This is a genomic window from Amycolatopsis palatopharyngis (assembly GCF_003385185.1).
In the GTDB taxonomy this organism is placed as follows: domain Bacteria; phylum Actinomycetota; class Actinomycetes; order Mycobacteriales; family Pseudonocardiaceae; genus Amycolatopsis; species Amycolatopsis palatopharyngis.
In genome coordinates this window covers 1-25,810 of the sequence record NZ_PQHZ01000002.1, presented here as the reverse complement: position 1 = coordinate 25,810, position 25,810 = coordinate 1, and the positions used below count along the sequence as shown (strand labels likewise).

Annotated in this window: 24 protein-coding genes; 13 read left to right on the top strand and 11 right to left on the bottom strand. The window is 68.6% G+C overall.

Going from position 1 to position 25,810, the window contains the following annotated elements:
- Positions 1-10 precede the first annotated feature (10 nt).
- The 9 genes from selA to D0C15_RS01430 all read left to right on the top strand — a co-directional run bounded on the left by selA (position 11) and on the right by D0C15_RS01430 (position 12,159).
- Positions 11-1,321: an L-seryl-tRNA(Sec) selenium transferase gene (selA, locus tag D0C15_RS01475; protein WP_116040608.1), complete on the top strand. Its 1,311-nt coding sequence runs from the start codon at positions 11-13 to the stop codon at positions 1,319-1,321.
- Complete coding sequence (selB, locus tag D0C15_RS01470) at positions 1,309-3,063, top strand: selenocysteine-specific translation elongation factor (RefSeq protein ID WP_116040607.1); 1,755 nt, start codon at positions 1,309-1,311, stop codon at positions 3,061-3,063. The genes selA and selB overlap by 13 nt, the downstream gene beginning before the upstream one ends.
- 57 nt (positions 3,064-3,120) lie before the next feature.
- Positions 3,121-4,179 carry a potassium channel family protein gene (locus D0C15_RS01465; protein WP_116040606.1) on the top strand — a complete coding sequence of 353 codons (1,059 nt, stop codon included), beginning with the start codon at positions 3,121-3,123 and terminating at the stop codon, positions 4,177-4,179.
- 73 nt (positions 4,180-4,252) lie between these two features.
- The gene (gene fdh, locus D0C15_RS01455; RefSeq protein ID WP_162829869.1) at positions 4,253-7,513 is read left to right on the top strand and encodes a formate dehydrogenase; all 3,261 of its coding nucleotides are present in this window, start codon (positions 4,253-4,255) and stop codon (positions 7,511-7,513) included.
- A gap of 5 nt (positions 7,514-7,518) precedes the next feature.
- Entirely contained in the window at positions 7,519-8,469 is a 951-nt protein-coding gene (locus tag D0C15_RS01450; RefSeq protein ID WP_116040696.1) for a 4Fe-4S dicluster domain-containing protein, read from the top strand.
- Entirely contained in the window at positions 8,466-9,395 is a 930-nt protein-coding gene (nrfD, locus tag D0C15_RS01445) for an NrfD/PsrC family molybdoenzyme membrane anchor subunit (protein ID WP_245975516.1), read from the top strand. Before D0C15_RS01450 ends, nrfD begins: the two co-directional genes overlap by 4 nt.
- Positions 9,396-9,438: 43 nt before the next feature.
- Positions 9,439-10,365 carry a 1-phosphofructokinase family hexose kinase gene (locus D0C15_RS01440; RefSeq protein ID WP_116040602.1) on the top strand — a complete coding sequence of 309 codons (927 nt, stop codon included), beginning with the start codon at positions 9,439-9,441 and terminating at the stop codon, positions 10,363-10,365.
- Between the two features lie 25 nt (positions 10,366-10,390).
- Positions 10,391-11,206, top strand: coding sequence for a 5'/3'-nucleotidase SurE (gene surE / locus D0C15_RS01435; RefSeq protein ID WP_116040601.1), 816 nt, complete (start codon positions 10,391-10,393; stop codon positions 11,204-11,206).
- Positions 11,185-12,159 carry a TIGR03557 family F420-dependent LLM class oxidoreductase gene (locus D0C15_RS01430; protein ID WP_116040600.1) on the top strand — a complete coding sequence of 325 codons (975 nt, stop codon included), beginning with the start codon at positions 11,185-11,187 and terminating at the stop codon, positions 12,157-12,159. Before surE ends, D0C15_RS01430 begins: the two co-directional genes overlap by 22 nt.
- Positions 12,160-12,198: 39 nt before the next feature.
- On the opposite strand, the gene D0C15_RS01425 is transcribed toward D0C15_RS01430, so the two are convergent.
- Positions 12,199-12,426: a DUF2795 domain-containing protein gene (locus D0C15_RS01425; protein ID WP_116040599.1), complete on the bottom strand. Its 228-nt coding sequence runs from the start codon at positions 12,424-12,426 to the stop codon at positions 12,199-12,201.
- A gap of 133 nt (positions 12,427-12,559) precedes the next feature.
- Between D0C15_RS01425 and D0C15_RS01420 the strand changes: the two genes are divergently transcribed.
- Positions 12,560-12,799, top strand: a complete 240-nt coding sequence (locus D0C15_RS01420) for a hypothetical protein (protein ID WP_116040598.1) — start codon at positions 12,560-12,562, stop codon at positions 12,797-12,799.
- Between the two features lie 15 nt (positions 12,800-12,814).
- Positions 12,815-13,918, top strand: coding sequence for an AI-2E family transporter (locus tag D0C15_RS01415; RefSeq protein WP_162829868.1), 1,104 nt, complete (start codon positions 12,815-12,817; stop codon positions 13,916-13,918).
- A gap of 121 nt (positions 13,919-14,039) precedes the next feature.
- On the opposite strand, the gene D0C15_RS01410 is transcribed toward D0C15_RS01415, so the two are convergent.
- The 10 genes from D0C15_RS01410 to D0C15_RS01365 form a co-directional block, all read right to left on the bottom strand.
- Positions 14,040-14,978 (bottom strand): pyridoxal-phosphate dependent enzyme, encoded by a 939-nt coding sequence (locus D0C15_RS01410; RefSeq protein ID WP_116040596.1) that lies wholly within the window; start codon positions 14,976-14,978, stop codon positions 14,040-14,042.
- Positions 14,911-15,984 (bottom strand): GHMP family kinase ATP-binding protein, encoded by a 1,074-nt coding sequence (locus tag D0C15_RS01405; protein WP_245975515.1) that lies wholly within the window; start codon positions 15,982-15,984, stop codon positions 14,911-14,913. Before D0C15_RS01405 ends, D0C15_RS01410 begins: the two co-directional genes overlap by 68 nt.
- Positions 15,985-15,986: 2 nt before the next feature.
- Positions 15,987-17,261 carry an MFS transporter gene (locus D0C15_RS01400; protein ID WP_245975514.1) on the bottom strand — a complete coding sequence of 425 codons (1,275 nt, stop codon included), beginning with the start codon at positions 17,259-17,261 and terminating at the stop codon, positions 15,987-15,989.
- The gene (locus D0C15_RS01395; protein WP_116040595.1) at positions 17,258-18,103 is read right to left on the bottom strand and encodes a Rossmann-like domain-containing protein; all 846 of its coding nucleotides are present in this window, start codon (positions 18,101-18,103) and stop codon (positions 17,258-17,260) included. Before D0C15_RS01395 ends, D0C15_RS01400 begins: the two co-directional genes overlap by 4 nt.
- Positions 18,100-18,840 (bottom strand): class I SAM-dependent methyltransferase, encoded by a 741-nt coding sequence (locus D0C15_RS33895; RefSeq protein ID WP_162829867.1) that lies wholly within the window; start codon positions 18,838-18,840, stop codon positions 18,100-18,102. The genes D0C15_RS01395 and D0C15_RS33895 overlap by 4 nt, the downstream gene beginning before the upstream one ends.
- A gap of 45 nt (positions 18,841-18,885) precedes the next feature.
- Positions 18,886-19,887: an ABC transporter substrate-binding protein gene (locus D0C15_RS01385; protein WP_483964182.1), complete on the bottom strand. Its 1,002-nt coding sequence runs from the start codon at positions 19,885-19,887 to the stop codon at positions 18,886-18,888.
- 26 nt (positions 19,888-19,913) lie between these two features.
- Positions 19,914-20,738 (bottom strand): ABC transporter ATP-binding protein, encoded by an 825-nt coding sequence (locus D0C15_RS01380; RefSeq protein ID WP_116040593.1) that lies wholly within the window; start codon positions 20,736-20,738, stop codon positions 19,914-19,916.
- Position 20,739: 1 nt separating this feature from the next.
- Complete coding sequence (locus tag D0C15_RS01375; RefSeq protein WP_425455355.1) at positions 20,740-21,762, bottom strand: FecCD family ABC transporter permease; 1,023 nt, start codon at positions 21,760-21,762, stop codon at positions 20,740-20,742.
- A gap of 209 nt (positions 21,763-21,971) precedes the next feature.
- Complete coding sequence (locus D0C15_RS01370; RefSeq protein WP_116040592.1) at positions 21,972-22,805, bottom strand: aldo/keto reductase; 834 nt, start codon at positions 22,803-22,805, stop codon at positions 21,972-21,974.
- 110 nt (positions 22,806-22,915) lie between these two features.
- Complete coding sequence (locus D0C15_RS01365; RefSeq protein WP_245975513.1) at positions 22,916-24,193, bottom strand: PucR family transcriptional regulator; 1,278 nt, start codon at positions 24,191-24,193, stop codon at positions 22,916-22,918.
- A gap of 579 nt (positions 24,194-24,772) precedes the next feature.
- On the opposite strand from D0C15_RS01365, the gene D0C15_RS01360 reads away from it, so the two are divergent.
- Together D0C15_RS01360 and D0C15_RS01355 are read left to right on the top strand one after the other, a co-directional pair.
- Complete coding sequence (locus tag D0C15_RS01360) at positions 24,773-25,516, top strand: hypothetical protein (protein WP_116040590.1); 744 nt, start codon at positions 24,773-24,775, stop codon at positions 25,514-25,516.
- Positions 25,516-25,810, top strand: a 295-nt coding sequence (locus D0C15_RS01355) for an ATP-binding cassette domain-containing protein (protein WP_116040589.1), incomplete at its 3' end; no start/stop codon positions are given. The genes D0C15_RS01360 and D0C15_RS01355, both read left to right, overlap by 1 nt.

Below are 25,810 nucleotides of genomic sequence, written 5' to 3'. Positions count from 1 at the left end.
GCATGCCCGCATGGCCGGTGAGCCGGATGACGATCCGCGCAGGCGGATCCCGCGTACCGACGCCGTGCTCGCGCATCCCGGACTGGCCGAGGCCGAGCGGCTTCTCGGCCGGACGCTGGTGAAATCCGTCGTGGTGACGGCGCAGGAAAGGGCGCGAGCGGGTGAGATCGCACCGGACGAGGTGCCCGGCGCCGCGCTGGCCGCCCTGCCGTCCGTGGCCACCGGTGCTCGCGCGGTGCTCAATGCCACCGGGGTGCTCGTGCACACCAACCTCGGCAGGGCGCCGTTGTCGCAGGCCGCGGTCCAGGCGGTCGTGACCTCGGCAGGCAACACCGACGTCGAGTTCGACCTGAGCACCGGAACACGCGCACGGCGGGGCAGGGAAGCGCTGGCGGCACTCGCCGAGGCCGTGCCGTCGGCAGGCGACGTGCACGTCGTGAACAACAACGCCGCCGCGCTCCTGCTCTGCGCCCTCGCACTGGCCGCCGAAGGCGGCGAGATCGTGATCAGCAGGGGCGAGCTGGTGGAGATCGGCGACGGCTTCCGGATCCCCGAACTGCTCGCCTCCACCGGGGCCAGGCTGCGGGAGGTGGGCACGACCAACCGCACACACCTCGCCGACTACGCCGATGCGATCGGCCCGGCCACGGCGTTCGTGCTCAAGGTGCACCCGTCGAACTTTCTGGTCTCCGGCTTCACCTCCGAGGTCCCGCTGGCCGAGCTCAGCGGTCTCGGGGTGCCCGTCGTCGCCGATATCGGCTCCGGGCTGCTGGCTCCACATCCGGCGCTACCCGACGAGCCGGACGCGACCAGCGCGTTGCGCGAGGGCGCCCACCTGGTGACGGCCAGCGGCGACAAGTTGCTGGGTGGCCCGCAGGCCGGGCTGCTGCTCGGCGAAGCCGACCTCGTGCGCCGCCTACGCAGACACCCTGCCGCCCGTGCCCTGCGGGTGGACAAGCTGACCCTCGCGGCGCTGGAAGCGACGCTGCGCGGTCCGGCGCCGCCGGTGCGGGCCGCGCTGGACACCGAGCTGACCCCGTTGCGCGACCGGGCCGACCGGATCGCGGACAAGCTTCTCGCTGAGGGCGTCGACGCCGTGGCCGTCGAATCGACGGCGGCCGTAGGCGGGGGCGGTGCCCCCGGCGTGCGTCTGCCCAGCGCCGCTGTCAGCCTGCCAGGAACCTACGCCGCCGTCCTGCGCGTCGCGGAACCCGCGGTCGTCGGCCGGATCGAGCGCGGCCGGTGCCTGCTCGACCTGCGCACCGTGCCGGAGGAGTACGACGAGCAGCTGCTGGAGGCCGTTCGCCGATGCACGTCGTAGCCACCGCGGGCCATGTGGACCACGGAAAGTCCACATTGGTTCAACGGCTGACCGGTATGCAGCCGGACCGGCTGGCCGAGGAAAAGGCCAGGGGGCTCACCATCGACCTCGGGTTCGCCTGGACCGAACTCGAAGGTGAAACACTGGCCTTTGTGGACGTTCCTGGGCACGAGCGGTTCGTGCCCAACATGCTCGCGGGGGTCGGTCCCGTGCCCGCGGTGATGTTCGTGGTCGCCGCGGACGAGGGCTGGATGCCGCAGTCGGAAGAGCATCTCGCCGCGGTGGACGCGCTCGGCGTCCGCCACGGCCTGCTGGTCGTCACCAAGGCGGACAGGGCGGACCCCGGACCCGCGAAGGAGGAGGCACTGGGCAGGCTCGCCGCGACGAGCCTCGGCGCGACTCCGGCGGTCGTGGTCAGTGGTCGTACCGGCGAAGGATTCGACGATCTGCACACCGAACTCGCGGCGCTCGTCCGACGGCTGTCCGCACCGGAGCGCGATGCCGGCGTCCGCCTCTGGATCGACCGGGCGTTCACAGTCCGGGGGGCAGGCACCGTGGTGACCGGCACGCTCGCGGCCGGAACGCTGCGCGCCGGTACCTCGTTGACCGTCGCGAGCAGTGGGGAGACCGTCCGGGTTCGCGGCCTGCAGGCGCTCGGCACGGACGTCACCGAAGCCGCCGCCGTGTCACGGATCGCGATCAATCTGCGGGGCACCGACCGCGGCCGGGTCGGCAGGGGCGACGCACTGCTCACGCCTGGCGCGTGGCCGTACACCGGCGAGCTGGATGTGCGCCTGCGTGGCGACGAATCCGCCGCGTTACCCCGCGAACTCGTGCTGCATGTCGGTTCGGCAGCCACGTCCGCCCGCATCCGGCCGCTCGGTGTGGACACCGCCCGGCTCACCCTCGCGCACCGGTTGCCGCTGCGGGTCGGCGATATCGGCCTGCTGCGCGATCCGGGACAGCATCGCGTCGCCGCAGGTGTGGACGTACTCGACGTCGACCCGCCCCGGCTCGACCGGCGCGGGGCGGCGCGGGCGCGAGCAGTGGAACTCGACGGCGCTGGACCAGCTGAACTGAGCCGCATGCTGCTCGAGCGGCGCGGGTACGTTCGCGCGGACGAACTGCGAGCGGCCGGTCTGCCCGAAACCGGCCGTCGTGTGGGCGGCTGGCTCGCCGACGAAGCGCGCTGGAAGGAACTGGCGGCGCGGGCGGAGGACGTCGTGCGGGCCTGGTACGGGCGGGACCCGGTGACCGCGGGGATGCCTGCTGAGGCATTGCGCCGCGAACTCGGGCTGCCCGCCGCCGACCTGCTCACCCGGGTGCTCGCCGACACCGGGCTGGAAGTCTCCGGCGGTGTCGTGCGACGCGCGGGCGCCGGACTGCCCCGTGAGCTCGAACGGCCGGTTGGTGTCCTGGAGTCCCGGTTCGCCGCCGAGCCCTTCCGTGCCCCGGAGGCCGACGAACTGGTGGAGCTGGATCTCGGTCCCCGTGAGCTGGCTGCCGCCGTTCGCGTCGGGCGGCTGTGCAGGATCGCCGACGGCGTCGTGCTCGGCCCGGACGCGGTGACCAGGGCCGCGCAGGTGCTGCGAGGGCTGGAGCAGCCGTTCACCGTGAGTCAGGCCCGCCGGGCCCTCGACACCACCCGCAGGGTCGCCGTGCCGCTGCTGGAGCACCTCGACGGGGCAGGTGTAACCGTGCGGGCCGCCAACGGCACCCGCAGCTGTGCGCCGGGCGCCTGAACCCGCGCCAGCCGGCCGAGCGGCGTCAGTTCCGCTCGCAACGGGTACTTCGCTCCCATGACCGTCGTACAACTCCTGGGCCTCGGGTTGATCGTGCTGGTGGCGCTGGACGCCGCCGTGACCGTGCTCCACCCGGACGCCGAAGGGCTGGTCGCCACGACGATACGGCGGACGGTGTGGCGGGCGACCGCACTGCTGAGTGCGCGGCTGGCCCGTTCCGGCAGGCACGTACTCGGGCTCGCCGGGCCGCTGATCGTGGCGCTCACCTTCCTCAGCTGGATCGTGCTGAGCACCCTGGGCGTCGCATTGGCGGTCTGGCCCATGCTGGGCACCGACTTCGCGTTGCAGACCTCGCTCGGGCCGCCCAGCTTCCTCGACGCCATGTACTTCGCGGCAGGCACGACCACCGTGCTCGGATACGGTGACGTGACCCCGTTGTCGACCAGCGCCCAACTGGTCTCGGTATTCGGTGCGGCGGTCGGTTTCACCATGTTCACCGGAATGGCGACCTACGTGATCGAGATCGTCAGTGGTGTCACCACCAGGAACCGGTTCACCCTTGCCATGCACGACGACGTCCGGGACGGCGGGGGTGTCACTGTGCTGGCCGACTGTCTCGCCGAGGCGGGCGCGGGTGAGGCGAGGCAGCGCTGCCAGAGCTGGACCGAGCACCTGCGTGCCGTCGACGAGATGGTGCACCGGTATCCGCTGGTCGCCTTCACCTATCGCTCCCGCAGGCACGAGTACGACCCGGAGCCCGCGCTGCGGCACGTCGCCGAGGCGACGGTGACGGCACTGGTCGCGGCCGGTTACGAGCCGGGCCTGCGCCAGAGCGCGGAGGCATTGTGCTCAGCACTCACGCGACTGCAGTCCACGATCGCGCAGACCTACCTCGATGGCCGGATCTCGGCACAGCTCGCCGAGCCTGAACCGACGGCTCGGGATCGCACTGCCGTGGCCGGAGTCGACCGCGCCCTGTCCGGCGCACTCGGCCTGAGTGTGCCCCCGGCCGAGCATCCGCGAGCGGTGGAGACCGTCTGTCGCAGCAGGACTTTCCTCGCCGGCCTCCATCGCTGGTCGCGTACCGCAACTCCGCCCCAGGAGTGGGACGGCTGAGCGCCACACTGCGGGTGCGGCAGTGAGACCTTAACGTTGGTGAGGTCGGCGGGAACGGCGACCGGAAGCGGTGATGAGTGTGCGGCAGTGGATCGAGGGCTGGCCGGTGATCCGGCAGCTCACCGGCAAGGACCGGCTCGGTCTCGGCGCCGCGGCCAAGTCCGATGGGTCGCAGCACCTGCGGGCGCGAGTCGAGGACGCGGACAAGGTCGTCAAGTCGATCTGCCCGTACTGCGCGGTGGGTTGCGGACAGCGAATCTACGTCAAGGACGGCGAGGTCTCCCAGATCGAGGGCGATCCCGACTCGCCGATCTCCCGCGGCAGGCTGTGCCCGAAGGGTGCGGCGAGCAAACAGCTCGTGACCAGTCCAAGCCGTGTCGACCGCGTCCTGTACCGGCGTCCCTACGCTCGCGACTGGGAGTCGCTGTCGCTCGACGATGCGATGGAGATGATCGCCGACAGGGTCCTCGCCACGCGCAGGGAGACCTGGCAGGACACCGACGAGCACGGGGTTCGGCTCAACCGCACCGAGGGCTTCGCGAGTCTGGGCGGGGCCACGCTGGACAACGAAGAGAACTACCTGATGAAGAAGCTGTACACGGCGCTCGGCGCGGTACAGATCGAGAATCAGGCCCGTATTTGACACTCCTCCACGGTTCCCGGTCTGGGGACCTCCTTCGGTCGCGGCGGCGCCACGACGTTCCAGCAGGACCTCGCGAACTCCGACTGCATCGTCATCCAGGGTTCGAACATGGCCGAGTGTCATCCGGTCGGCTTCCAATGGGTGATGGAGGCGAAGAAGCGCGGGGCGAAGATCATCCACGTCGATCCGCGGTTCACCAGGACCAGTGCGCTCGCCGACTCGCATGTGGCGCTGCGCGCGGGCAGTGACATCGCCTTCCTCGGCGGCCTGATCAACCACGTACTGCAGAACGGCCTCGAGTTCCGCGACTACATCGTGGCCTACACCAACGCAGGGGCGATCCTGCGCGAGGACTTCGCCGACACAGAGGACCTCGACGGGCTGTTCTCCGGCTACGACCCTGAGGGCCGCCAGTACGACGTGGCCAGCTGGTCCTACGAAGGTGCGGAGGTCGCGCCCGCGGCGGGTAAGCGGGAGGCCTGGATCCCGGCCGAGGAGGAGATGCGGCGCGACCAGCAGCAACAGGGTGGCGGCCAGCAGCACAAGCAGACCGCGCACGGGGACAGCTACGGCAGTGGCGGTGCGAGCGTGGGCGCCAAGCCGAAGATCGACCCGACGCTGGAACACCCACGTTGCGTCTACCAGGTGCTCAAGCGCCACTTCGCCCGCTACACCCCGGAGGTGGTCGCCGACGTCTGTGGCGTTCCCGTCGAGCAGTTCCTCGACGTCGCCGAGGCGGTTACGGCGAACTCGGGGCGCGAGCGGACCACGGCGTGGGTGTACTCCGTCGGCTGGACACAGCACACGGTCGGCGTGCAGTACATCCGGACCGCGTCGATCCTGCAGGCGCTGCTCGGCAACATGGGCAGGCCTGGCGGCGGAATCCTGGCCCTGCGCGGGCACGCCAGCATTCAGGGCTCCACCGACATCCCGACGCTGTTCAACATCCTGCCCGGCTACATCCCGATGCCCCACGCCAAGGCGGAGCTGGACATCGACTCGTTCGTCGGTTCCGACGCGGGCAAAACCGGCTTCTGGGGCAATATGAAGTCCTATGTGGTCAGCCTGCTCAAGGCTTACTGGGGTGAGCACGCGACAGCGGACAACGACTTCCGCTTCGACCACCTGCCCCGGATAACCGGCGACCACGGGACGTACCAGACCGTCTACAACCAGCTCAAGGGCGAGTGCAAGGGCTACTTTCTCGTCGGGGAGAACCCTGCCGTCGGGTCGGCCAACGGCAAGTTGCAGCGGCTCGGTATGGCCAATTTGGACTGGCTGGTGGTCCGGGACCTGCAAATGATCGAGAGCGCGACGTTCTGGAAGGACGGACCGGAGATCGAGACCGGCGAGCTGCGGACCGAGGAAATCGGTACCGAGGTCTTCTTCCTGCCCGCCGCGTCGCACACCGAGAAGGACGGAACCTTCACCAACACGCAACGACTGCTGCAATGGCACCACAAGGCGGTGGAACCTTCCGGGGACGCGCGCAGCGAACTGTGGTTCTACTACCACCTCGGCCGGATGATCCGGGAGAAGCTGCGGACGAGTACTGATCCGCGCGACCTGCCGGTGCAGGAACTCACCTGGTCCTACCCGACGGAGGGAGAGATCGCCGAGCCGAGCGCGGAATCGGTGCTGGCCGAGATCAACGGCAGTGGCCCCAATGGGCCGTTGTCCGGGTATCCGGAACTGAAGGAGGACGGTTCGACCTCCTGCGGTTGCTGGATCTATTGCGGGGTGTATGCCGACGGCCACAACCACGCGGCGAATAGGCGACCTGGGGACGAACAGAGCTGGGTGGCCTCCGGCTGGGGCTGGGCATGGCCTGCCAACCGCAGGATCCTGTACAATCGCGCCTCCGCCGACCCGGAAGGCAGACCGTGGAGCGAGCGCAAGCGTTACGTCTGGTGGGACGCGGAACAGGGTAAGTGGGTCGGTGCGGACGTGCCCGACTTCGAGGCCACCAAGTCCCCGGACTACGAACCACCGGAGGACGCCAAGGCACAGCACGCACTGTCGGGGACCGAGCCGTTCATCATGCAGACCGACGGCCGGGCCTGGCTGTTCGCGCCTGCCGGACTCGCTGACGGTCCGCTGCCCACCCACTACGAGCCGTTCGAGTCGCCGTTCGACAACCCGCTGTACGGCCAGCAGGAGAACCCCGCCCGTCAGGTTTTCGGTGGCCCGCACAACCGGTACAACCCGGCGCGCAGCGAGGTGTATCCGTACGTGTTCACCACCTACCGGCTCACCGAGCATCACACCGCGGGCGGAATGAGCCGGAGCCTGGCCTATTTGTCCGAACTGCAACCCGAGTTCTTTTGCGAGGTTTCTCCGGAACTCGCGACGGAACGCGGTCTCGAACATCTCGGCTGGGCCACGATCGTCTCGGCACGTGCGGCGATCGAGGCCAGAGTGCTCGTGACCGAGCGGATGAAACCGCTGCGGGTGCGCGGCCGGACCATGCACCAGGTGGGCCTTCCGTATCACTGGGGCCAGAACGGACTGTCCACAGGAGATTCGGCGAACGACCTGCTCTCCGTGGTGCTCGATCCGAACGTGCACATCCAGGAGGCGAAGGCCGCCACATGTGACATCCGGCCGGGCAGGCGACCCCGTGGCCCGGCCCTGCCGGACCTGGTGCACGAGTACCAGCGTCGGGCGGGAACCGAAGGGAGCGAGACGTGACCGAGATGGGCTACGCGAACCCGCAACCTCGTATGGGGTTCTTCACCGACACCTCGGTGTGTATCGGTTGCAAGGCCTGTGAGGTCGCCTGCAAGGAGTGGAACCTGGTGCCCGCCGACGGCCCGGGGGACATGGACCTGCTCGGCACCTCGTACGACAACACCGGCGATCTCGGCGCCAACAGCTGGCGGCATGTGGCCTTCATCGAGCAACGGGTGCCCGCCCGGTCGATGCACGACGACATGGACGTGCTGGCCGCCGCGAGTGTGGGCACCGCCGATCCCGGCACCGGCGCGCCGTCGTCGAGCACAGCGGAGAGCGTGCGCGGCGACGATCTCGGCATGCCGACGATCGGTGCTCCCCGGCAGGACGTCGTCGATGCCGACTCCGGAGTTCGCTGGCTGATGTCCTCGGACGTCTGTAAGCACTGCACCAGTGCCGCCTGCCTCGACGTCTGCCCGACAGGCTCGCTGTTCCGCACCGAGTTCGGCACGGTGGTGGTGCAGGAGGACATCTGCAACGGTTGCGGTTACTGCGTTCCCGCCTGTCCCTACGGGGTGATCGAGAAGCGGGAGAGCGATGGCAGGGCGTTCAAGTGCACACTGTGCTATGACCGGCTCGGCGCGGGTATGGAACCCGCCTGCGCCAAGGCATGTCCCACCGATTCCATCCAGTTCGGGGAGCTGGACGAACTGCGGGAGCGGGCCGCGCAGCGGCAACGAACGCTGCACGACGCCGGGGTCAGTGAGGCCCGGCTGTACGGGCACGACCCGGACGACGGGGTCGGCGGTGACGGCGCGTTCTTCCTGCTGCTCGACGAGCCCGAGGTGTACGGACTCCCACCGGACCCGGTGGTGACCACAAGGGATCTGCCTGCCATGTGGAAGGGAGCCGCCGCCACCGCACTCGGGGTCGCGGCCGCCGTCGTGGCGTCGTTCCTCGGGGCCGGCCGGTGAGCCCGCGGCGCGAGCGGGAGATGGCCGAGCCCGCGGAGTTCCGTTCGTACTACGGCAAACCGATCCTCAAGGAACCTGCGTGGAAGCAGCCTGACGTTCCACTGTACCTCTTCCTCGGCGGCGTGGCCGGTGCCTCCGCATCGATGGCCATCGTCGCGCGACCCGCAGGCCACGCGAATCTGGCCAGGGTGGCCACGGTGGCGGCGGGTGCCACATCGGTGGCCAGCGTGGCAGCGCTGATCCACGACCTGGGCAGGCCCGAACGTTTTCTGAACATGTTGCGCGTGTTCAAACCGACCTCACCGCTTTCGGTGGGGTCGTGGATACTCGCGCCGTTCTCCGGACTGGCCAGCGCTGCCGCGCTGAGCACGATCACCGGCCGCCTGCCCAGGCTCGGAGCGCTCGCGGGCGTGAGCGCCGGCCTGCTCGGCCCGGCGATGTGCACCTACACGGCCGTGCTGCTCGCCGACACCGCGACGCCGGCCTGGCACGAGGGACACCGGCAGCTGCCCGTGCTGTTCGCCGGAAGTGCGTTGACCGGGGGAGCGGGTGTGGCGCTGCTCGCCGTCACTCCAGCGGAGGCAGTACCGGCGCGCAGGCTCGGGCTTGTGGGTGCGGCGGCGGAACTCGTCGCCTCGTCCCGGCTGGAGCACGGGCTCGGTGTCGTATCCGAGCCCTACCGCACGGGCAGGGCGGGGGCCTTGCTCAAGGCGAGTAAGGCGTTGACGGTGGCGGGCGCGGCACTGTCCGTGTTCGGCAGGCGCAACCGGATCGCCTCAGCGATCGCGGGATCGGCGTACCTCGCCGCGGGTTTGTGCACCAGGTTCGGTGTCTACTCGGCCGGGGTCGAGTCCACCAAGGACCCGAAGTACGTGGTCGTGCCGCAGCGTGAGCGCATGGCGCGGAAGGCGAACGCCAGTACGTAGAACGCGATGACTAGCCAGGGCGATCTGTGGGTATGCGGTCGTCATGGACGGACGTGTCATGGTGTTCGCGCCCTCGCCTCTGCTGACCGTGACCGTGGAGGATCTCGGCGGCGCGCCGGATCTGCACCTGCACGCGGGTGGCCAGGGGGTATGGCAGGCACGGATGATCGCCTCGCTCGGGGTCCCGGTGGCGTTGTGCGCCGCACTGGGCGGTGAGGTGGGGCAGGTGCTGCGGCACCTGCTGGACGAAAGCGGTATCGAGCACGTCCAGGAGCCGGTCACGGCACGCAACGGGGCTTACGTGCACGACCGGCGGGGGGTCGAACGGCAGGAGATAGCCGACATTCCAGGTGATCCGCTCTCCAGGCACGAACTGGACGCGGTGTACGAAACCGCGCTGTTGCAGGGCATCAAGAGCACGGTCTCCATCCTCAGTGGTCCTTCGGATCGCCGCACTGTGCCCGCGGAGGTGTACCGGCGGCTGGCCGCGGACCTCAGATCCAACGGCTGCGTCGTCGTCGCGGACCTCGCGGGGGAGCGGCTCAACGCGGTGCTCGAGGGCGGCCTCGAGCTGGTCAAGGTGAGTCATGAGGAACTGCTGGACGACGGCAGGGCCGAGTCCGACGACGCGGAATCACTGGTCCGCGGAATGCGCACCCTGCGGGAGGAGGGCGCGGAGACGGTCGTGCTGTCCAGGGCGGGCGAACCCGCGCTGATTCTGGCCGGGGACGAGGTGTGGGAGGCGCATATGCCCCGGCTGCACCCGGTGGATCCCCGTGGTGCGGGGGATTCGATGACCGGGGCCATAGCGGCCGAATTGGCCGTCGGTACGTCGTTGCAGGACGCGATCAAGGTGGGTGCCGCGGCGGGCGCACTCAACGTCACCAGGCACGGCCTCGGGTCGAGCAGCGGCGAAGGTGTGCGTGACCTCGCGGATCTTGTGGATCTGCGCACCTGGGCCGGGCCGTGACAGCACCACCGTGAGGAGGATGCCGATGGGGCACGGGCCTCGAACCCTGATCACCAACGACGACGGGATCGCGTCGCCGGGACTGGCCGCGCTGGCCGTGGCCGCCGTCCGCGCCGGCTTCGACGTCGTGATCGCCGCGCCGCACAAGGAGGCCAGTGGTGCCAGTGCCGGGCTGACCGTGGTGGCCGAGTCAGGCAGGGAGGTGGTGCGTGAGGAACACGTGGCGGGGCTGCCGGAGGTTCCGTGTTTCAGCGTTTCCGCGCATCCCGCGTTCATCACCCTCGCCGCGTTGGAGGGCACCTTCGGCGATCCGCCCGAACTGGTGCTGTCCGGTGTGAACCGGGGACTCAACGTGGGCCGTGCGGTGATCCACTCAGGCACCGTGGGTGCCGTGCTCACCGCCGCGGTCAACGGAGTGAGCGGGCTGGCCGTGTCGCTGACGGTCGAGAACGCGGACCACGTGCGCTGGGCGATCGCCGATCCAGTCATCCACGCCGCGTTGCCGCTGATCCGGGATGCTCCTGCCGGTTCGACGCTCAACGTCAACGTTCCCGACGTTCCGGCGGCCGAACTCGGCCCGCTGACCAGGGCGACGTTGTCGAAGGCGGGGGCGGTGCAGACCCGGCTGAAGCAACGCGACGGCCAGGAAGAGGTCCTCAGCACCTTCGTCGGGGGCGAAGCGGAACCGGGAACGGATGCCTACCTCCTCGACCGCGGGTGCCCGACGATCACCGCACTACAGCCGGTTTCCGGTTCCACACAACCGGAACTGCCAGAGCAAGTACCGCTGTCCGGCAGTCTCGAACAGGAGGGATCGCAATGCGTTTCGGGTACACCTTGATGACCGAGCAGGCAGGGCCGAAGGAGCTGGTCCGATTCGCGATCGACGCCGAGGACGTGGGCTTCGACTTCGAAGTGAGCAGTGACCACACCTCGCCCTGGCTCGTGGAACAGGGCCATTCCCCGTACGCGTGGAGTGTGCTCGGCGCCGCGGCTTGGGCCACCGAGCGGGTCGAGCTGATGAGCTACGTGACCTGTCCGACGATGCGCTACCACCCGGCGGTCATCGCCCAGAAGGCCGCGACGACGCAACTGCTCTCCGACGGGCGGTTCACCCTCGGGCTCGGTGCGGGGGAGAATCTCAACGAGCACGTGGTCGGGCAGGGTTGGCCGGCGGTCAACGTGCGGCACGACATGCTGGCCGAAGCCATCCAGGTGATCCACGGCCTGTTCGACGGCGGTTACGTCAACTACGCGGGCGAACACTTCCGGGTCGACTCGGCGAAACTCTGGGACCTGCCCGAAGTCAGGACGCCGATCGGCGTCGCCGTGTCCGGCGGGCAGTCGGTGCAGCGGTTCGCGCCGGTCGCCGACGCGATGATCGCGGTCCAGCCGGAGAAGCAGCTGTGCGAGGAATGGGACGCACACCGGGTCGCCGAGCAGGGCCCATCGCGCAAGATCGGCCAGCTGCCGGTGAGCTGGGGAACCGACCGGGAGGCCGCGATCGAGCGCGCCCACGAGCAGTTCCGCTGGTTCGCAGGCGGCTGGAAGGTCAACTCGGAACTGCCGGGACCAAGCGGTTTCGCGGCGGCCACGCAGTTCGTCACCAAGGACGATGTCGCGAAGGCCATTCCCTGCGGCCCGGACGTCGATCCGATCGTCGAGAAGGTGCGGGCCTTCGCCGACGCGGGATTCACCGACCTGGCTCTCGTGCAGATCGGCGGCGACCAGCAGGACGGATTCCTGGACTTCGCCAGGGACAGCCTGCTACCTGCGCTCAGGTCCAGCTTCTGAGTCCGTTGCCGCGGTGGGCGGACCGGGGTCTGCCGGGAATCAGACCTCGGTCCTCCGGGCGGGGGCGCTGTCGTGCGTCGTGCGCTCCAGCGCGGCGTGGATGTCGGCGAGATCGGCGTAGGTGTTCTCCGGCAGCACCGACAACCTGCCGAGGACCTCATCATCCGCACCCTGGGCGGCGGCGTGCCGGATCAGCGCCTGGCGTTCGCACGGGAACACCATGCCGGTCAGCGCCGCGTCGATCCGGTCCTGCGCGAAATCCCTCATGCCGCCCGGCTACCCGGATCGGCAGCACACAAACCCAGGCATGGGCAAGTGACAGCGTCGAGATTCACCCGGCCGATGATCGGGTAGTCCCGACGACAGGAAGCACGGCCGAACCGACCGGGGAGTTGACACGATGACGACCGCCATCTGGATGTGGCATCACGAGGGCACCCGCTATGCCATCGAGCCCTGCAACCGGGGCGGCTATGACACCGTCGTCGAGTACGGGCTGGAGAACCGGCCAGACCGTGAGCACTGGGCCAATGTGCAGGAGGCGCGGGATCGCGTTCGCGGCCGGGTCGCCGAGTTGGCCGACAGTGGTGACGAGGGCGCGAAGGCCGCACTGGCCGAGCTCGACCAGTTGATCTCCTAGATCGGCGGTACGGACGTGCTCGATCATCCGGCGTTGCGCCGCGTCGGCGCGCACTCGTGGGCAGCGCTCGGCATCGTCGGAATCGCCGTGGTGGCCTGGTTCGTGCTGTCGCGGCTGTCGATCGTCGTGGTCCCGCTGCTGCTGGCCTTGTTCCCCGCCGCGGCGTTGAGCCCCGCGGCGGAATGGTTGAAGTCGCACGGAGTCCCCCGCGCACTGTCCGCGCTCCTGGTGGTGCTCGGGGGCTTCGCCGTGCTGTCCGGCATCTTCGCGGCGATCGTTCCCCCGTTCATCGCGCAGGCGCCGGGACTGGCGGATTCCGTCGGGCAGGCATTCGTCCGGCTGGAGCCCACCGTCCAGAAGCTGCCCGGCGTCGGTTCGGACACCTCGCTGGCGGAACTGGCGGAACAGGTGATGGGCAGCTGGAGCGGGCTCGCGGCCGGTGTGGGCCGGGACCTGCTCAACGTGCTCACCGGGCTCGTGCTCCTGATCGTGGCGCTCTTCTTCTACCTGTACGACGGTGGCCGGATGGTGCACGGGATCCTGCGGCTCGCGCCGCGGCAGCACCGCGGGATCGCCCGGGAGGTCGCCGAGCGGCTCTGGGCGACCATTGGCGGATTCCTGCGAGGACAGACCATCGTGGCCCTGATCGACGCGGTGCTGATCGGTCTCGGTCTGGCGCTGCTACAGGTTCCACTGGCCCTGCCGCTGGCGGTGCTCGTGTTCTTCGGCGCGTACCTGCCGTTCATCGGCGCGGTGCTCACCGGCCTGCTGGCGACCCTGGTCGCACTCGCGGACAGCGGTCCGGCACTGGCACTGGCCACGCTCGGCATCGTCGTGGCCGTGCAGCAGGTGGAGGGCAACCTCATCGAGCCCGCCGTGATGGGCCGGGTGGTCAGGCTGCCGCCGTTCGCGGTGATCGTCGCGATCAGTGCGGGCGCGACGCTGCTCGGTGTGCTCGGCGCGTTCCTCGCGGTCCCGGCCACGGCGGCCGCGGTACAGATGGCGGAAATCGCCCGCGAACGCATCAACCACACCGACCCCGACCCCGACCCCGACCCCGGCACCGGCACCGACACCGGTACCGACGAAGGGGAGGCTCCGAACCCGTCCCCGGCCTGAGTGGGAGTTCCCCAATGTGGCTTTCGGGAACTCCAACGTCCCGAATGCCGCATTGGGGAACTTCAACGTCCCGAATGCCGCATTGGGGAACTTGAGCGTCCCGAATGCCACATTGGGGACATCACACCGGTTGGGTGAGGGTGGCGGTGGCGGGGGGTGCCGCGCCGTTCCAGGTCATCCTGGACCAGGGGAGTGCCAGCTCTTCCACGGCGGACACCTGGTGCGGCCGCAACGCCGCGAGGTGCGGTGCCTCCTCGTGCCTGCCGAACACCGAGTCGACATATCGGTGCCCGGTGTCGGCCGCGACGAACAGTACTGTTCGTTCCGGGTCGTCGCGGCGTTCCCACCTGGCGGCGAGGTACGCGGCGCCACTGGACAGGCCAGCGAAGATCGCGTGTTCACGTAACAGGGCGATGCTGCCCGCGAGTGCCGCGTCGAAGGATGTCCAGTGGATGACGTCGTACAACTCGTGTGCCACGTTGCCGAACGGGATCGAACTGCCGATCCCCGCGATGATGATCTCGGGGTCGTCGACGTGCTCACTGCCGAAGGTGACGCTGCCGAAGGGCTGGACGCCGACCAGCCGGACGCCGGGGTCGTGCCTGCGCAGGAATGTCGCCAGCGCCCCGGTCGACGCGCCGGAGCCGACGCCGCCGACCACGGTCAGTCCGCACTGCCCGATCTGCTGCCGGATCAGGTCGGCCACGGCCTCGTACCCTCGATAGTGGACACTGTCGTGATACTGGCGCATCCAGTGGAAGGACGGATTCTCCCGCAGGATCTCCTGGATCCGTCCGACCCGCCTGCGCTGATCGTGCTTGAGGTCGCGGGAGGGCTCCATCTGGTCCAGTGTCGCGCCGAGGATCGCCAGCTGTGTCCGCAGTGCCGCGTCGACAGTGGTGGACCCGACGATATGGCAATGCAGGCCGTAACGGTGACACGCCAGAGCGAGGGCGTAGGCGTAGATTCCGCTGGAGCTGTCCAGCAGCGTGTCACCGGGACGAACCACGCCCCGGTCGAGCAGGTGCCGTACCGCGCCCAGCGCCGAGACCACCTTCATCGTCTCGAACCGCAGGCAGACGAGCCGTTCGCCGGCGCGCACCAGATCCGGCAGGCCGATCGAATCCGCGATGTGGTCGTACACGCGCACATTTCCTTTCGCTGACACCGCTGTCGAAGATCCGGGTTACCGTGATTCCGTTGTCGCGCAGTGCGTGTACACATTCGCGCAGCCGGCGGGACAGCCGTGGCAGGTACGGGTCGAACAGCAGTCCCGCCACATTGCCGCTGTGCGCGACCTGCATGCCCGCCGCCCCGGACGCGTCCGCGATCGCGGTCAGGATCTCGAACTCCGCCTTCGGTAGCACCCGTTGGTTGAGCCGGGCACTCTCGGTGCTGACTCGCCCGAGCGCCGCGACGTCGGAGTCGGCGATGGCTTGCCGCAGCGCGATCCTGAGCCTCTCGAACGCGACGAGATCCGCACCGTCGAAGTCGGGAGCGGGTAGTGCCAGGGTGTCGACGGCATCGCCGCACCCCGTGGTGCACCCGACGACGAGCGCCGAGGGCAGTGCCTCGCCGAGCACCTCGATCACCCGCCCCTCCCGCTGCGCGAACAACAACGGCTCGTCCGGCAACATCAGGGGGTCGGACGCCTGCTCGGCTCGCACGGCGAGTGCGGCGATGACCGCGGGCGCGAGCCGGACGCCGAAGCTCGAAGCCACCGCCCGGACCGCGGCGAGGATGTCGCTGGTGGAGGAACCCATCCCCAGGCCGATCGGAATCTCGCTGCGCAGCCGCAGGTGCCCGCCGCTGGGTGGGTGCGGTCCGAGCGTGCCGCACAGTTCGACGGCGAGGGTGGCAGCAAGCGACGCCTTGGTCCTGCCGGCCGGTGTCACCGTCACCGTTCGCGGTGACGTGCCCGGCTCGCGGAGAAACTCGGCGTGTGTGCCGAGTGCGCTCAGCGGCAGCGTGACGAGTCCACGGCAGAGCGACCCGTTCTCGTCGCGAAAAACGCCCTGCAGGATCTCGCCGTGATGACAGTGCGCGAATCCTTTGCCCCGTACCACGGTCAGCTCCCCGGGTTCGTGCTCGCCGGTGTGGAACCCGTGCGGGACACGGTGAGCGCGGCGACGAGCGCGATGAGGGTGAGGCCTGCGAAGACCACCGCGGCGCCAGGATACCCCGCGGCCGCGAGGCCGACCACGCCGAGGCCGGCACCGGCGAAGACACCCAGACTCATTCCGGCCGCGTTCACGCTGAGCGCCGAACCGCGCAGCGAGCCACATCGCCGGACCAGGAGGCTCACCACGCAGGCGGCCACGGTGGCGTGGCTCAGCCCAAGCACGGCGGTGAGTGCCAGTGCCACGGGTAGTGCGGGCGAGAAATAGAAGCCGATCATCGCGACGAGGGCGACCAGAAGGCCGATCACCAGCACCCGCTCCACCCTGTCGCCGGAGCCCGCGGCATTGATCAGTCTTCCCACAAGGAGATTGCCCAGGAAGAACGCGGCTCCCGACAGTGTCCACACCAGCGCGAAGATCTCGGGCGCAAGCGCGAACCGCTCGTCGTAGAACGCCGCCAGGTATGCCAGGTAGCCCATGAACGCGGCCGTTCGCAGAGCCGCGACCAGGACAAGTGCCACCGCTCCACGGACAGCGGCCAGCGCGCGGAAGGAGGCCAGGTAGCCGAGCCGTGGTCGCTCGGACGCTTCCGCGGGCTGGGCACGCCGCCTGCTCAGCAGGATGACCGCCAGCAGCACGGCGATACCGCCCACCGCGAGCAGATCACCCTGCCATCCCCACAGCAGCGCGGGCAGTGCCAGCAACGGTGCCGCGAGCATCGCCGTCAGCGACTGTGTCGCGGTCACCAGGGTCGCCGCCCTGCCCGCGGCGGGTCCCGAGCCGTAGTGGTCGGCGGCGGCGGTACCCAGCGCCGGGTTGAGCACGGCCGTCGCGGCACCGATCAGCAGGCAGAACGCAGCCAGCGCCACGAGGTCGCCCAGCGCGCCGAGTGTCGAGGACACACCGAGCAGGACCAGCCCACCCGCTGCCGTCCATTCCCTTGGCAGCCTGTCGATCAGCGGGGCCAGCGCGGTACCCACGACCAATGCGGCCAGCCCACCAAGGCCCCGCAGACTGCCCATGGTGGCCACGCTGGTGCCCGCACCTTCGGCGATCGGCACCAGGAAGGTACTGAACACCGTGAACGGCACAAGGCCGACAGCGGAGGCGAGGAGCACCGGCCACAGCTCCACCGTCATCCGCAGATCTCCGGGAATCGGCTCCCGCACCGCGGGCTCCTTGTCGGTGTCGCCCTCCGCGGCGGCGGGTCGTGCGCCACTCACCGCCGGACCACCTCCCCTGGTGCCTCACGGTAGCGGTACAGCGTCGTCGGGTCGGCGCTGAACTGGGAGAACGGGAACGGCTCCGCGGACACGGCGGTCACGCCGGATCCGAGGAACGCGCGTGCGATCGCGCTGCCGGTCTGTGCGTAGACGATCAGGGCGATCCCGCGTTCGACGCACCGGTGCAGGATCTCGTCGAAGCTGCCATTGCTCAACGTCATCCCGGTGGCGACGATCGCGTCGGCTTCGTCGAGCACCTCGGTCATCGAGTCGGTGACCACGTCGCCCCACTGGGTACTGCGCAGGTTGAGATCGCAGGGCAGACATTCCCCTCCGCGCTCCCGGATCGCGGCGACCAGCGGGTTGACCACTCCGATGAGTCCGACCCGTGCCCCGGGGCCGATGTCGAGCAGTCCCGCGATTGCCGCGTCCCGTGCCTTTGCCCGTACCAGTGGATCCCCCGCGGGCAACTGGACCGTTTCCGCGCGGGAGTCGGCCTGGTGTGGCCGCACCTCGGCGAGGTATGCGTCCAGCGCCGCGATCCGCAACGCCGCAGGCCCCTGTTCGATGAGTGTCGCGAGTGGACTTCCGGAGGCGGCGCCGCAGATCGCCGGGTCCAGTTCGCCTTCCTCGAATGCGCAAGCTCCGAAGGAGCGCCCGGAGCGGACGAGCACGTAACGGTTGCGGTAGGTGGTGTCGCCTCCCGCGAGGCGAGTGCCATGGTGCAGCCAGAAGACGCTGGTTCCGACAAGACCGGCAGGCGCGGGGCCCTCCGATCCGGCGAGTACACGGTCGGCAAGGTCGGCGACGGTGTGGGGTGGTGTGGTCGATCGTGTGCTCATGCCCGCGCTTCCTGTCGCAACCGGAACACGTAGGTCCGCACGGCGTCGTCCCATTCGTGCAGGTGGTGCACCTCCGGACGCAGACCGTGTGCCATCGCGGCTCGCGCGATTCCGCGCAGGTCCGCGGTGTTGGAGGCGACCACGAACACCTCCGCGCCGGGCGCGAGCAGGTTCCTGCCGGTCAGTTGTTCGAAGAACGTGATGAGCAATGGGGTACCGACGCATACGTTGCGCACGATGTCAGGGTCTTCGCTGACCGGCTGGCTCACGGCGGGCGGATTGAAGGTGACGACGTCCAGCTTCACCCCGTCGGGAAAACCGTCGAACACGTCGGCGACGACCGGGACGAATCTGGTTCCTGCGCGCCGCCCGACCAGCCGTTCGTAGTGCCGTCGCGTCGTTTCGACACTGCCGGGATGCACGTCGATGGCGTACACCTCGCGCGCACCGCGCAAGCCTGCGACGACGGCCTCTACCCCGAGACCGGCACCCATCGCGGCGTACACCTTGTCCCGCACTTCGATCGTGCCGTCGAGCAGTCGCTCATGGATCATCCGGCTGGTGGCTCCGGGGAGGAAGACGCCGGGCGGCACCTCGAAGTCCCAGCCGTTCCACTGATAGTCACGGTAGGTGTGCAGATCCACCTTCGGTTGGTTGAGGGCGATGATCTGCGGGACGGGTAGCGGGCCGGGCAGCTGCTCCAGCAGCTCGCGTCCGGTCGCCGTCGGCTGTGCCATGGTTCCTCTCTTCTCGTCCTCGGGACAGGGGATGGGCGGGATCGGTCAGCGACCGATGGAGCGGAGGTATTTCGCGAACTGTTCCGCGCCCTCGATGTTGCGCGGCCCGCTCACCGCCTGCCCGTAATCCAGGACATAAAAATGTCCATTTCGGACCGCGGGGCTCGAGGCCAGTGAGGGGGAGGACTTCAGGAACTCGATCTTGTCCTCGACCGGCTGGTCGCCGTAGTCGACGACAGCGATGACCTCGGGAGCGGCATCGACCACGGGCTCCCAGCTGACCGTGGTCCAGCGTTGCGGCAGCTCGGTGAAGATGTTGCGGCCGCCGGCGAGGGAGACGAGCGCGTCGGGAGCGCCCTGCCCGCCTGAGGTGAACGGCTGGTCGGTGCCGGAGTCGTAGATGAAAACCCTGGCAGGTGTGCCCTCGGGCCGATTGGCGCGCAGCACGTCCGCCCGCTCACGCAGGTCCGCGACCAGCTGCCGCGCCCGGTCCTCGACCCGGAAGATCTGGCCGATCTGGGTCAGGTCGGTGTAGAGCGCCTCCAGCGGCGGAACCCGCACCGGGTTGTCGCCGTAGTTGAAGCAGCTCTCGGTGTGCTGGTAGCTCTGGATACCGACCTCGTTCAGCAGCTGCGGCGTGATGCCGCGGGCTTCGCTGAATCCGGAGTTCCAGCCTGCCAGCACCCAGTCGGCCTCCGCGTCGACCACCACCTCTCTGCTGAGCACGTCGGTGCTCAGTGTCTCGACGGCGCGGTAGTCCGCGGCCCACGGGGATCTGGCGACGGCCGGGTCCGCTGTGGACGGCATCACGATGCCGCGCATACGGTCAGCGAGTCCCAGCGCGAACATCTTCTCCGTGCTGCTCATGTCGTAGGCCACCGCTCGCTGCGGCACCGGGTAGGTGATGCTCTGTCCGCAGTTGTCGATCGTGACGGGGGCGGGCCCCTCGGCGGAACGCTCGGCGACCTCGGCCCCGCAGGCCGTGGCCAGCAGGCAGGCCACCAGCGTGGGCACGGCGAGGAATCGATGTCCGGACAACCTGTACACAGGCGCATCCCTTCTTGGTGTGTAGGTCATGACTCGATTGAGGTCGTGCGGGCGAGTTCGCTGGACAGTGCACTGCTGCCGGCCGGGCCGCCGACGTCGAAGAGCAGTTGAGGCACCCCGGTGCGGGGATGCGGCACGATCGAGGGCGTCACCCCGAACACCTGGCGGATCAGGCCGGGTTCGAGCACGTCGGCGGGCGTACCCGTCGCGACGAGCCGCCCCTGGCGCAGTACCGCGAGCCGATCGCAGGTCGAGGCCGCGAGGTTCAGGTCGTGCAGGGCCACCACGACCGTGAGTCCGCACTCGCGCAGGAACGTCAGGAGTTGCACCTGGTGGTGCACGTCGAGGTGGTTGGTCGGTTCGTCCAGCACCAGCAACCGGGGTTCCTGGACGAGTGCCCTGGCGATCAGGACGCGCTGCCGTTCGCCACCGGAGAGCGAGAGCATGCCCCGATCGGCGAGGTGGGTCACCTCGGTGCGCAGCATGGCTCGGTGACACAGTTCCAGTTCGGACTCGCTGAGTGCCTGGTTGCCACGCAGGTGCGGAAACCGGCCGAGCGCGACGACTTCCGCGACGGTGAAGTCGAGTTCGGTGTGGCTCTCCTGGGTGAGTGCGGCGACGGACTGCGCGGTCGTGCGCAAGGACTGCGTCGCGATGTCATCGCCGTCCAGCCGGACAACGCCGGTGGTCGGGCTCAGGGCGCGGTAGATACAACGCAGCGCAGTGGACTTGCCGCTGCCGTTCGGACCGACGAGCCCGAGGATCTCGCCGCTGCCCACGGTGAGCTCCAGTGCCCGGATCAGGGTCGCATCGGCGATCTCGACGGAGATCGCCTCGAGGTCGAGACGCATCTCAGCGACCTCCGAAGAGGTAGCCGCGCCGCCGCATCAGCGTGACGAACACCGGAACGCCGATCAGCGCGGTGATCACGCCGAGCGGTAGCTCCCTGGGGGCGACCAGCGTCCGCGAGATGAGGTCCACCCAAACCAGGAGGATGGCGCCGGCCAGCGGTGCGATCGTGAGCACCCTGGCGTGACCTGCGCCGACCAGAATGCGCACGAGGTGCGGCATCACCAGGCCGACGAAACCGATCGCGCCGCTGACCGCGACCAGTGCTCCGGTGGTGATCGCGGTGAGCAGGAACAGTGACCGCCGCAGCGATGTGGTGTCCACACCGAGACTCGCGGCGGTCTCGTCGCCCATCGCCAGCACGTCCAGGGAACGACTGCGGCGGAGCAGGAGCACCACGGTTGCGAGCACCACGACCGCCGCGACGGGCAACGAACCCCAGGTGGCGCCGCCGAGGCTGCCGAGCAGCCAGAACAACACGGTGCGAGCGGCCTCGCCGAACGGGGCGAAGAACACGATCACGCTCATCACGGCCTGAAACCCGTAGGCAAGCGCGACGCCGGTGAGGACGAGCCGCAGTGGACTGAGTCCGGCCCTGCTGTGCGCTGCGAGGTAGACCAGCGCCGAGGCGAGCAGCGCGCCAAGGAAGGCCGCGGCGGAGAGCGCGTACACACCGAGGCCCGCGAACAGTCCGAAGGAGACCACGGCACTCGCTCCGACGGAGGCGCCGGAGGAGACGCCGAGGATGAACGGATCCGCCAGTGCGTTTCGCACCATCGCCTGCACGACCACACCGATGGCGCTCAGACCCGCGCCGACCACGACCGCCAGCAGTACGCGAGGTGTGCGCACCTGCCAGATGATCGAGTAGCCGGTGATGTCGTTCGCGTCGAGCTTGCCGCCGGTGAGGGCGGAGGCGAGGTAGCGCAGGGTGTCCGGTAGCCCGACGACCGTCGGTCCGAGCGCGATCGCGATCACCACGGACACGACCAGCACCGCCGAGAGCGCCAGGACCGTCACCGTCAGGCCGGTCCGGGTGTCCACCGCGTACGAGGTCTGCCTGGCCTGCGTGGTGGTCACTCGGCCTCCCGTCTTCCGCTGCTGTCGCCCTATCGGATGACCAGGATTATGTTAATGACATTCATTGTCAAATATCCGAAGCCGCATGCGTTCCCTGTGTGGGCACAAAAAGCGGGGCAGGGCCGGATGGCCCTGCCCCGCCGCGTTCGGTCGGCTCAGACGACGTTGAACTCGTCCGGGTTGGGACCAACCCGCTTGCCCTGGTCCAGTTCGGACAGTGCGGCCAGGTCGCCCTCGTTGAGGGTGAAGTCGAACACCGCGAAGTTCTCCCTGATCCGGGACGGGGTGACGGACTTCGGGATGACGACGTTGCCGAGCTGCAGGTGCCAGCGCAGGATCACCTGCGCGGCGGAGCGCTCGTGCTTGTCCGCGAGTGCGCGGACGGTCTCGTTGCCGAGCAGGTCGCCGCCCTGCGCCAGCGGGCTCCAGGCCTCTGTCGCGATGCCGTGCTTGGCATGGAATTCCCGCAGTTCGGCCTGCTGCAGGAAGGGGTGCAGCTCGATCTGGTTCACGGCCGGGACGACCCCGGTTTCGGTGATGATCCGGTCCAGGTGTGCGGGCTGAAAGTTGGACACCCCGATGGCCCTGATGCGGCCGTCGGCGTGGAGCTTGCCGAACGCCTTCCAGGTGTCCACGTAGCGGTCACGTTCGGGGGTCGGCCAGTGGATCAGGTAGAGATCCAGCGTCTCGAGCCCGAGCTTGTCCAGGCTGGCGTCGAATGCGCGCAGCGTGCTGTCGTAGCCCTGCTCGCTGTTCCACAGCTTGCTGGTGACGAACAGTTCTTCCCGGGAAAGGCCGGAGTCGGCGATCGCCGCCCCCACTCCCGCCTCGTTGCCGTAGATCGCGGCGGTGTCGATGCTGCGGTAGCCCGCCTGTAGTGCGGAGGTGACCGCTGCGGTGGTCTCCTTGTCCGGGATCTGGAAGACGCCGAAGCCGAGCTGCGGCATGGCAACGCCGTTGTTCAGTGTGACGTCGGGAACGCCGGTCATATGGTGATGGTCCCTTCCGGGTGGGAACGGTAGTCCGCACGTGATAGTTGCATGCGCCTTATACAACTATACGCCCAATACATCACCTCGCAATGATGCATAATCGCAGCTCAGCGCGCCGTACTCCGAGCCTCAGGCGAGCTTTCCGCCATCGTCCGCAGTAACCGTTGTGCCCGCAACGCGAGGTGCATACTCAGCCGGTCGTCCGCGTCGTCAAGGCGGTCACCGAAGAGGTCCTTGAGCTGGTGCATCCGGGATCGCACCGTCTGCGGATGCACCTGCAGACGCCTGGCGATCTCCGGCGCGCCCCCGCGGGTTTCCAGCCAGGCGAGCAGTGTGTCACCGAGTCGCTCACGCTGCTTCTCGGTGAGCGCGTCGAGGGGATCGAGGCTGCGCTTCGCGACCTCGGCGGGGAAGAAGTCCTCCGCGAGGATCCAGAGCGTCGCGAGATGATCCTGGCACCAGATGACCGGAGCCGTCTCGGTGGCCGCGCCGCCGAGCAGACGCAGTGCGCGCCGTGCGGTTCGCAGCGCGGAGGGGGATTCGGCGAGTGGCACGGGCGGCGATACCGCCGCATGCCAGCCGGTGACCCTGCCATCGCTCAATGCGGCGAGGTCCCGTTGCGGATCGGTGGTGAGCAGGATCGGCTCCATCGAGTCGGTATCGCTCAGCACGTCCTCGAGGTGCTCGAGCCAGGCCAGGTCACCGCTGCCGTTCGTGCGTCGCAGGACCACGACCGTTGCGAGCTCCGGCAGTGACCAGCCCGCCGCGCAGGCCAGGCCCTGCATGGTCAGTGGTGCGGTGACGGTCCCGGCGAGAATGAGTTCCAGCAACTGTCTTCGGCTGTGTTCACCGGCTCCGGACGCCTCGGCCTGAGCCGCGTGGTAGCCCTCCAGCGCCGTCGCCGAGAGTTCGTCGACGAAGGCGAGGATGCCCTCGGCGCAGACGGAGACCAGGTCCGGCGCCTTCTCCATGATCTGCGGAGTGATCAGGGCGGAGATGTAGCGCCATGCGGCACGGCCACCCACCCTGGCCGCCGCCTGCAGCGCGTCCATGTTGTGCCGGTGGTGGAACTCGAACCGTCCCCTGGCGCGGAAGAACTCAACCCACCTGCCGTTCCCGACGCTGGGGTTGCCGAGACAGTCGAGGCAGTGCAGTACCGCCTGCTCCACTCCCTCGACCAGCGTCCTGCCGAAGGTGCCACGCAGTGGTTGCGCGTAGGCGGGCACCGACTGCTGGATCTCCTGGATGATCGCCGCGGAGATGCGGCCAGCATGCGGGCGCAGGAACGTGGCAACGTCCGGTGGCAGCGAGCTGAGCAGCCTGGCACTGCGGAACTCCTCGCCGACGTGCTCGGTGGCGGGTTTCGCCTCGCCGTATCCGGACACACGATCACCTCCCCTGCCTGGGCAACGACCTCGTGCTGTTCCGGCCGCTATCGCGCTTGCTGGCCCTACGGGCGGGTAACCTACGCCTTCGTAACCTGCGGCGGAACCGACGAGAGTAGGAGGGTTTCGACCACCTCGAGCGGGCGGCGTCTCCGGCCGAGGACGGGTGGCTCGGGGCCGGGCCTCGTTGACAGGAAGATGTCGAAACGTTCTCCCGTTACGCGCACCGGCGCCTTTTTGTATCGCTGATGGCCGAATCTGTTTCCCCGTCTTGTCATCGGTGTGACAATTGCCGTCCGCTATGCGCCTGGCGCCGATTAAGTCGGTGATATGCCGCGGTGAACTCGGCGACGAAGGTCGCTTGCGGGGTCCGGGCTGTTGTGCCGGTAGTGGTTTCCGTTGCCGTCGTGCTGCTGCGGATAACAAAAAACGCATTTGCGCCAGGAATTCCTCGGCCGCTCGTGGCCGCTTCTTGTGTGACCAGTTGGTGATCAGTAACGTACCGCTCGGTAACGAATTCGCCGCCAATCATGGCCGCGGTCGAAACAATTCCTATTTCCCCAGGGCAGGTATCGGCAGATGAAGCCACGTCGATCGGGCATCGCGCCCCGAGCGCTCGCCGTCGCTCTCGTCATCGGGGTGACCGGGGCCATGCTGAGCTCTGGGTCCGCTGCTGCCGGGATCGAGGCACGGCAGGCCGCCGCGTCCGCATCGACGATGCCGTCCCCTGGTGCCACGGACGCGCCCGATGGAGACGGCATCGTCGCCGGTTACTGGGTGGACTCGGTCACCCGTATCGCGAAACTGGGCTCCACCCTCACGGTTCCCCGTGGCCGCTTCGACGCGCTCGTCGAGACGACGGGAACCCTGCGGGGAAACCTGTCGCTTCCACCCGCGAAGGGATACTTCGTCACCTTCGGCATCATGCCGGTGACCAGCAGGGTGGAGCTCATTCCTGACGGTGTGGCCACGGGCACCGTGCAGATCGTGCCGGGCGAACATGGTCTCGCAGCGAACGCCGACGTCACCGCGAAGGTGTTCGTCGCACTCAGGGACCTCGAAGTGGACGGTGTTCCGCTGGATGCCGGACCGCATTGCCGCACGAGGATTCCGGCGTCCATCCGGATCAAGGGCCTCCTCGGACTGACCCCCGAGGCGCCGCCGACCGAGGTGATCTCCACCTTCGATCTGCCCTCGTTCGACGGCTGTGGTGTGCGGGAGGACCTGGACCGTCTGCTCAGCGGACTCGTCTCCGGACCAGGCAACGAGCTCCGCACGACGCTGAGCATCCGGTGCATCACCAGAGAAGTCTGTGAGGCGTGATGGGCGTGGAGGTCGAAGTACAGGGCTTGACCAAGTCCTTCGGTAAGCAGGCGATCTGGCGGGACGTGACGCTGAACCTGCCTCCGGGTGAGGTGTCGGTGATGCTGGGTCCGTCGGGAACGGGAAAGTCTGTCTTTCTGAAGTCGATGATCGGTCTGCTCAAGCCCGATCGGGGCCGTTGTGTGATCAACGGTGTGGACATCGTCACTTGTTCGGAGAGCAAGCTGTATGAGACCCGGAAGTTGTTCGGGGTGCTGTTTCAGGACGGCGCGTTGTTCGGGTCGATGAATTTGT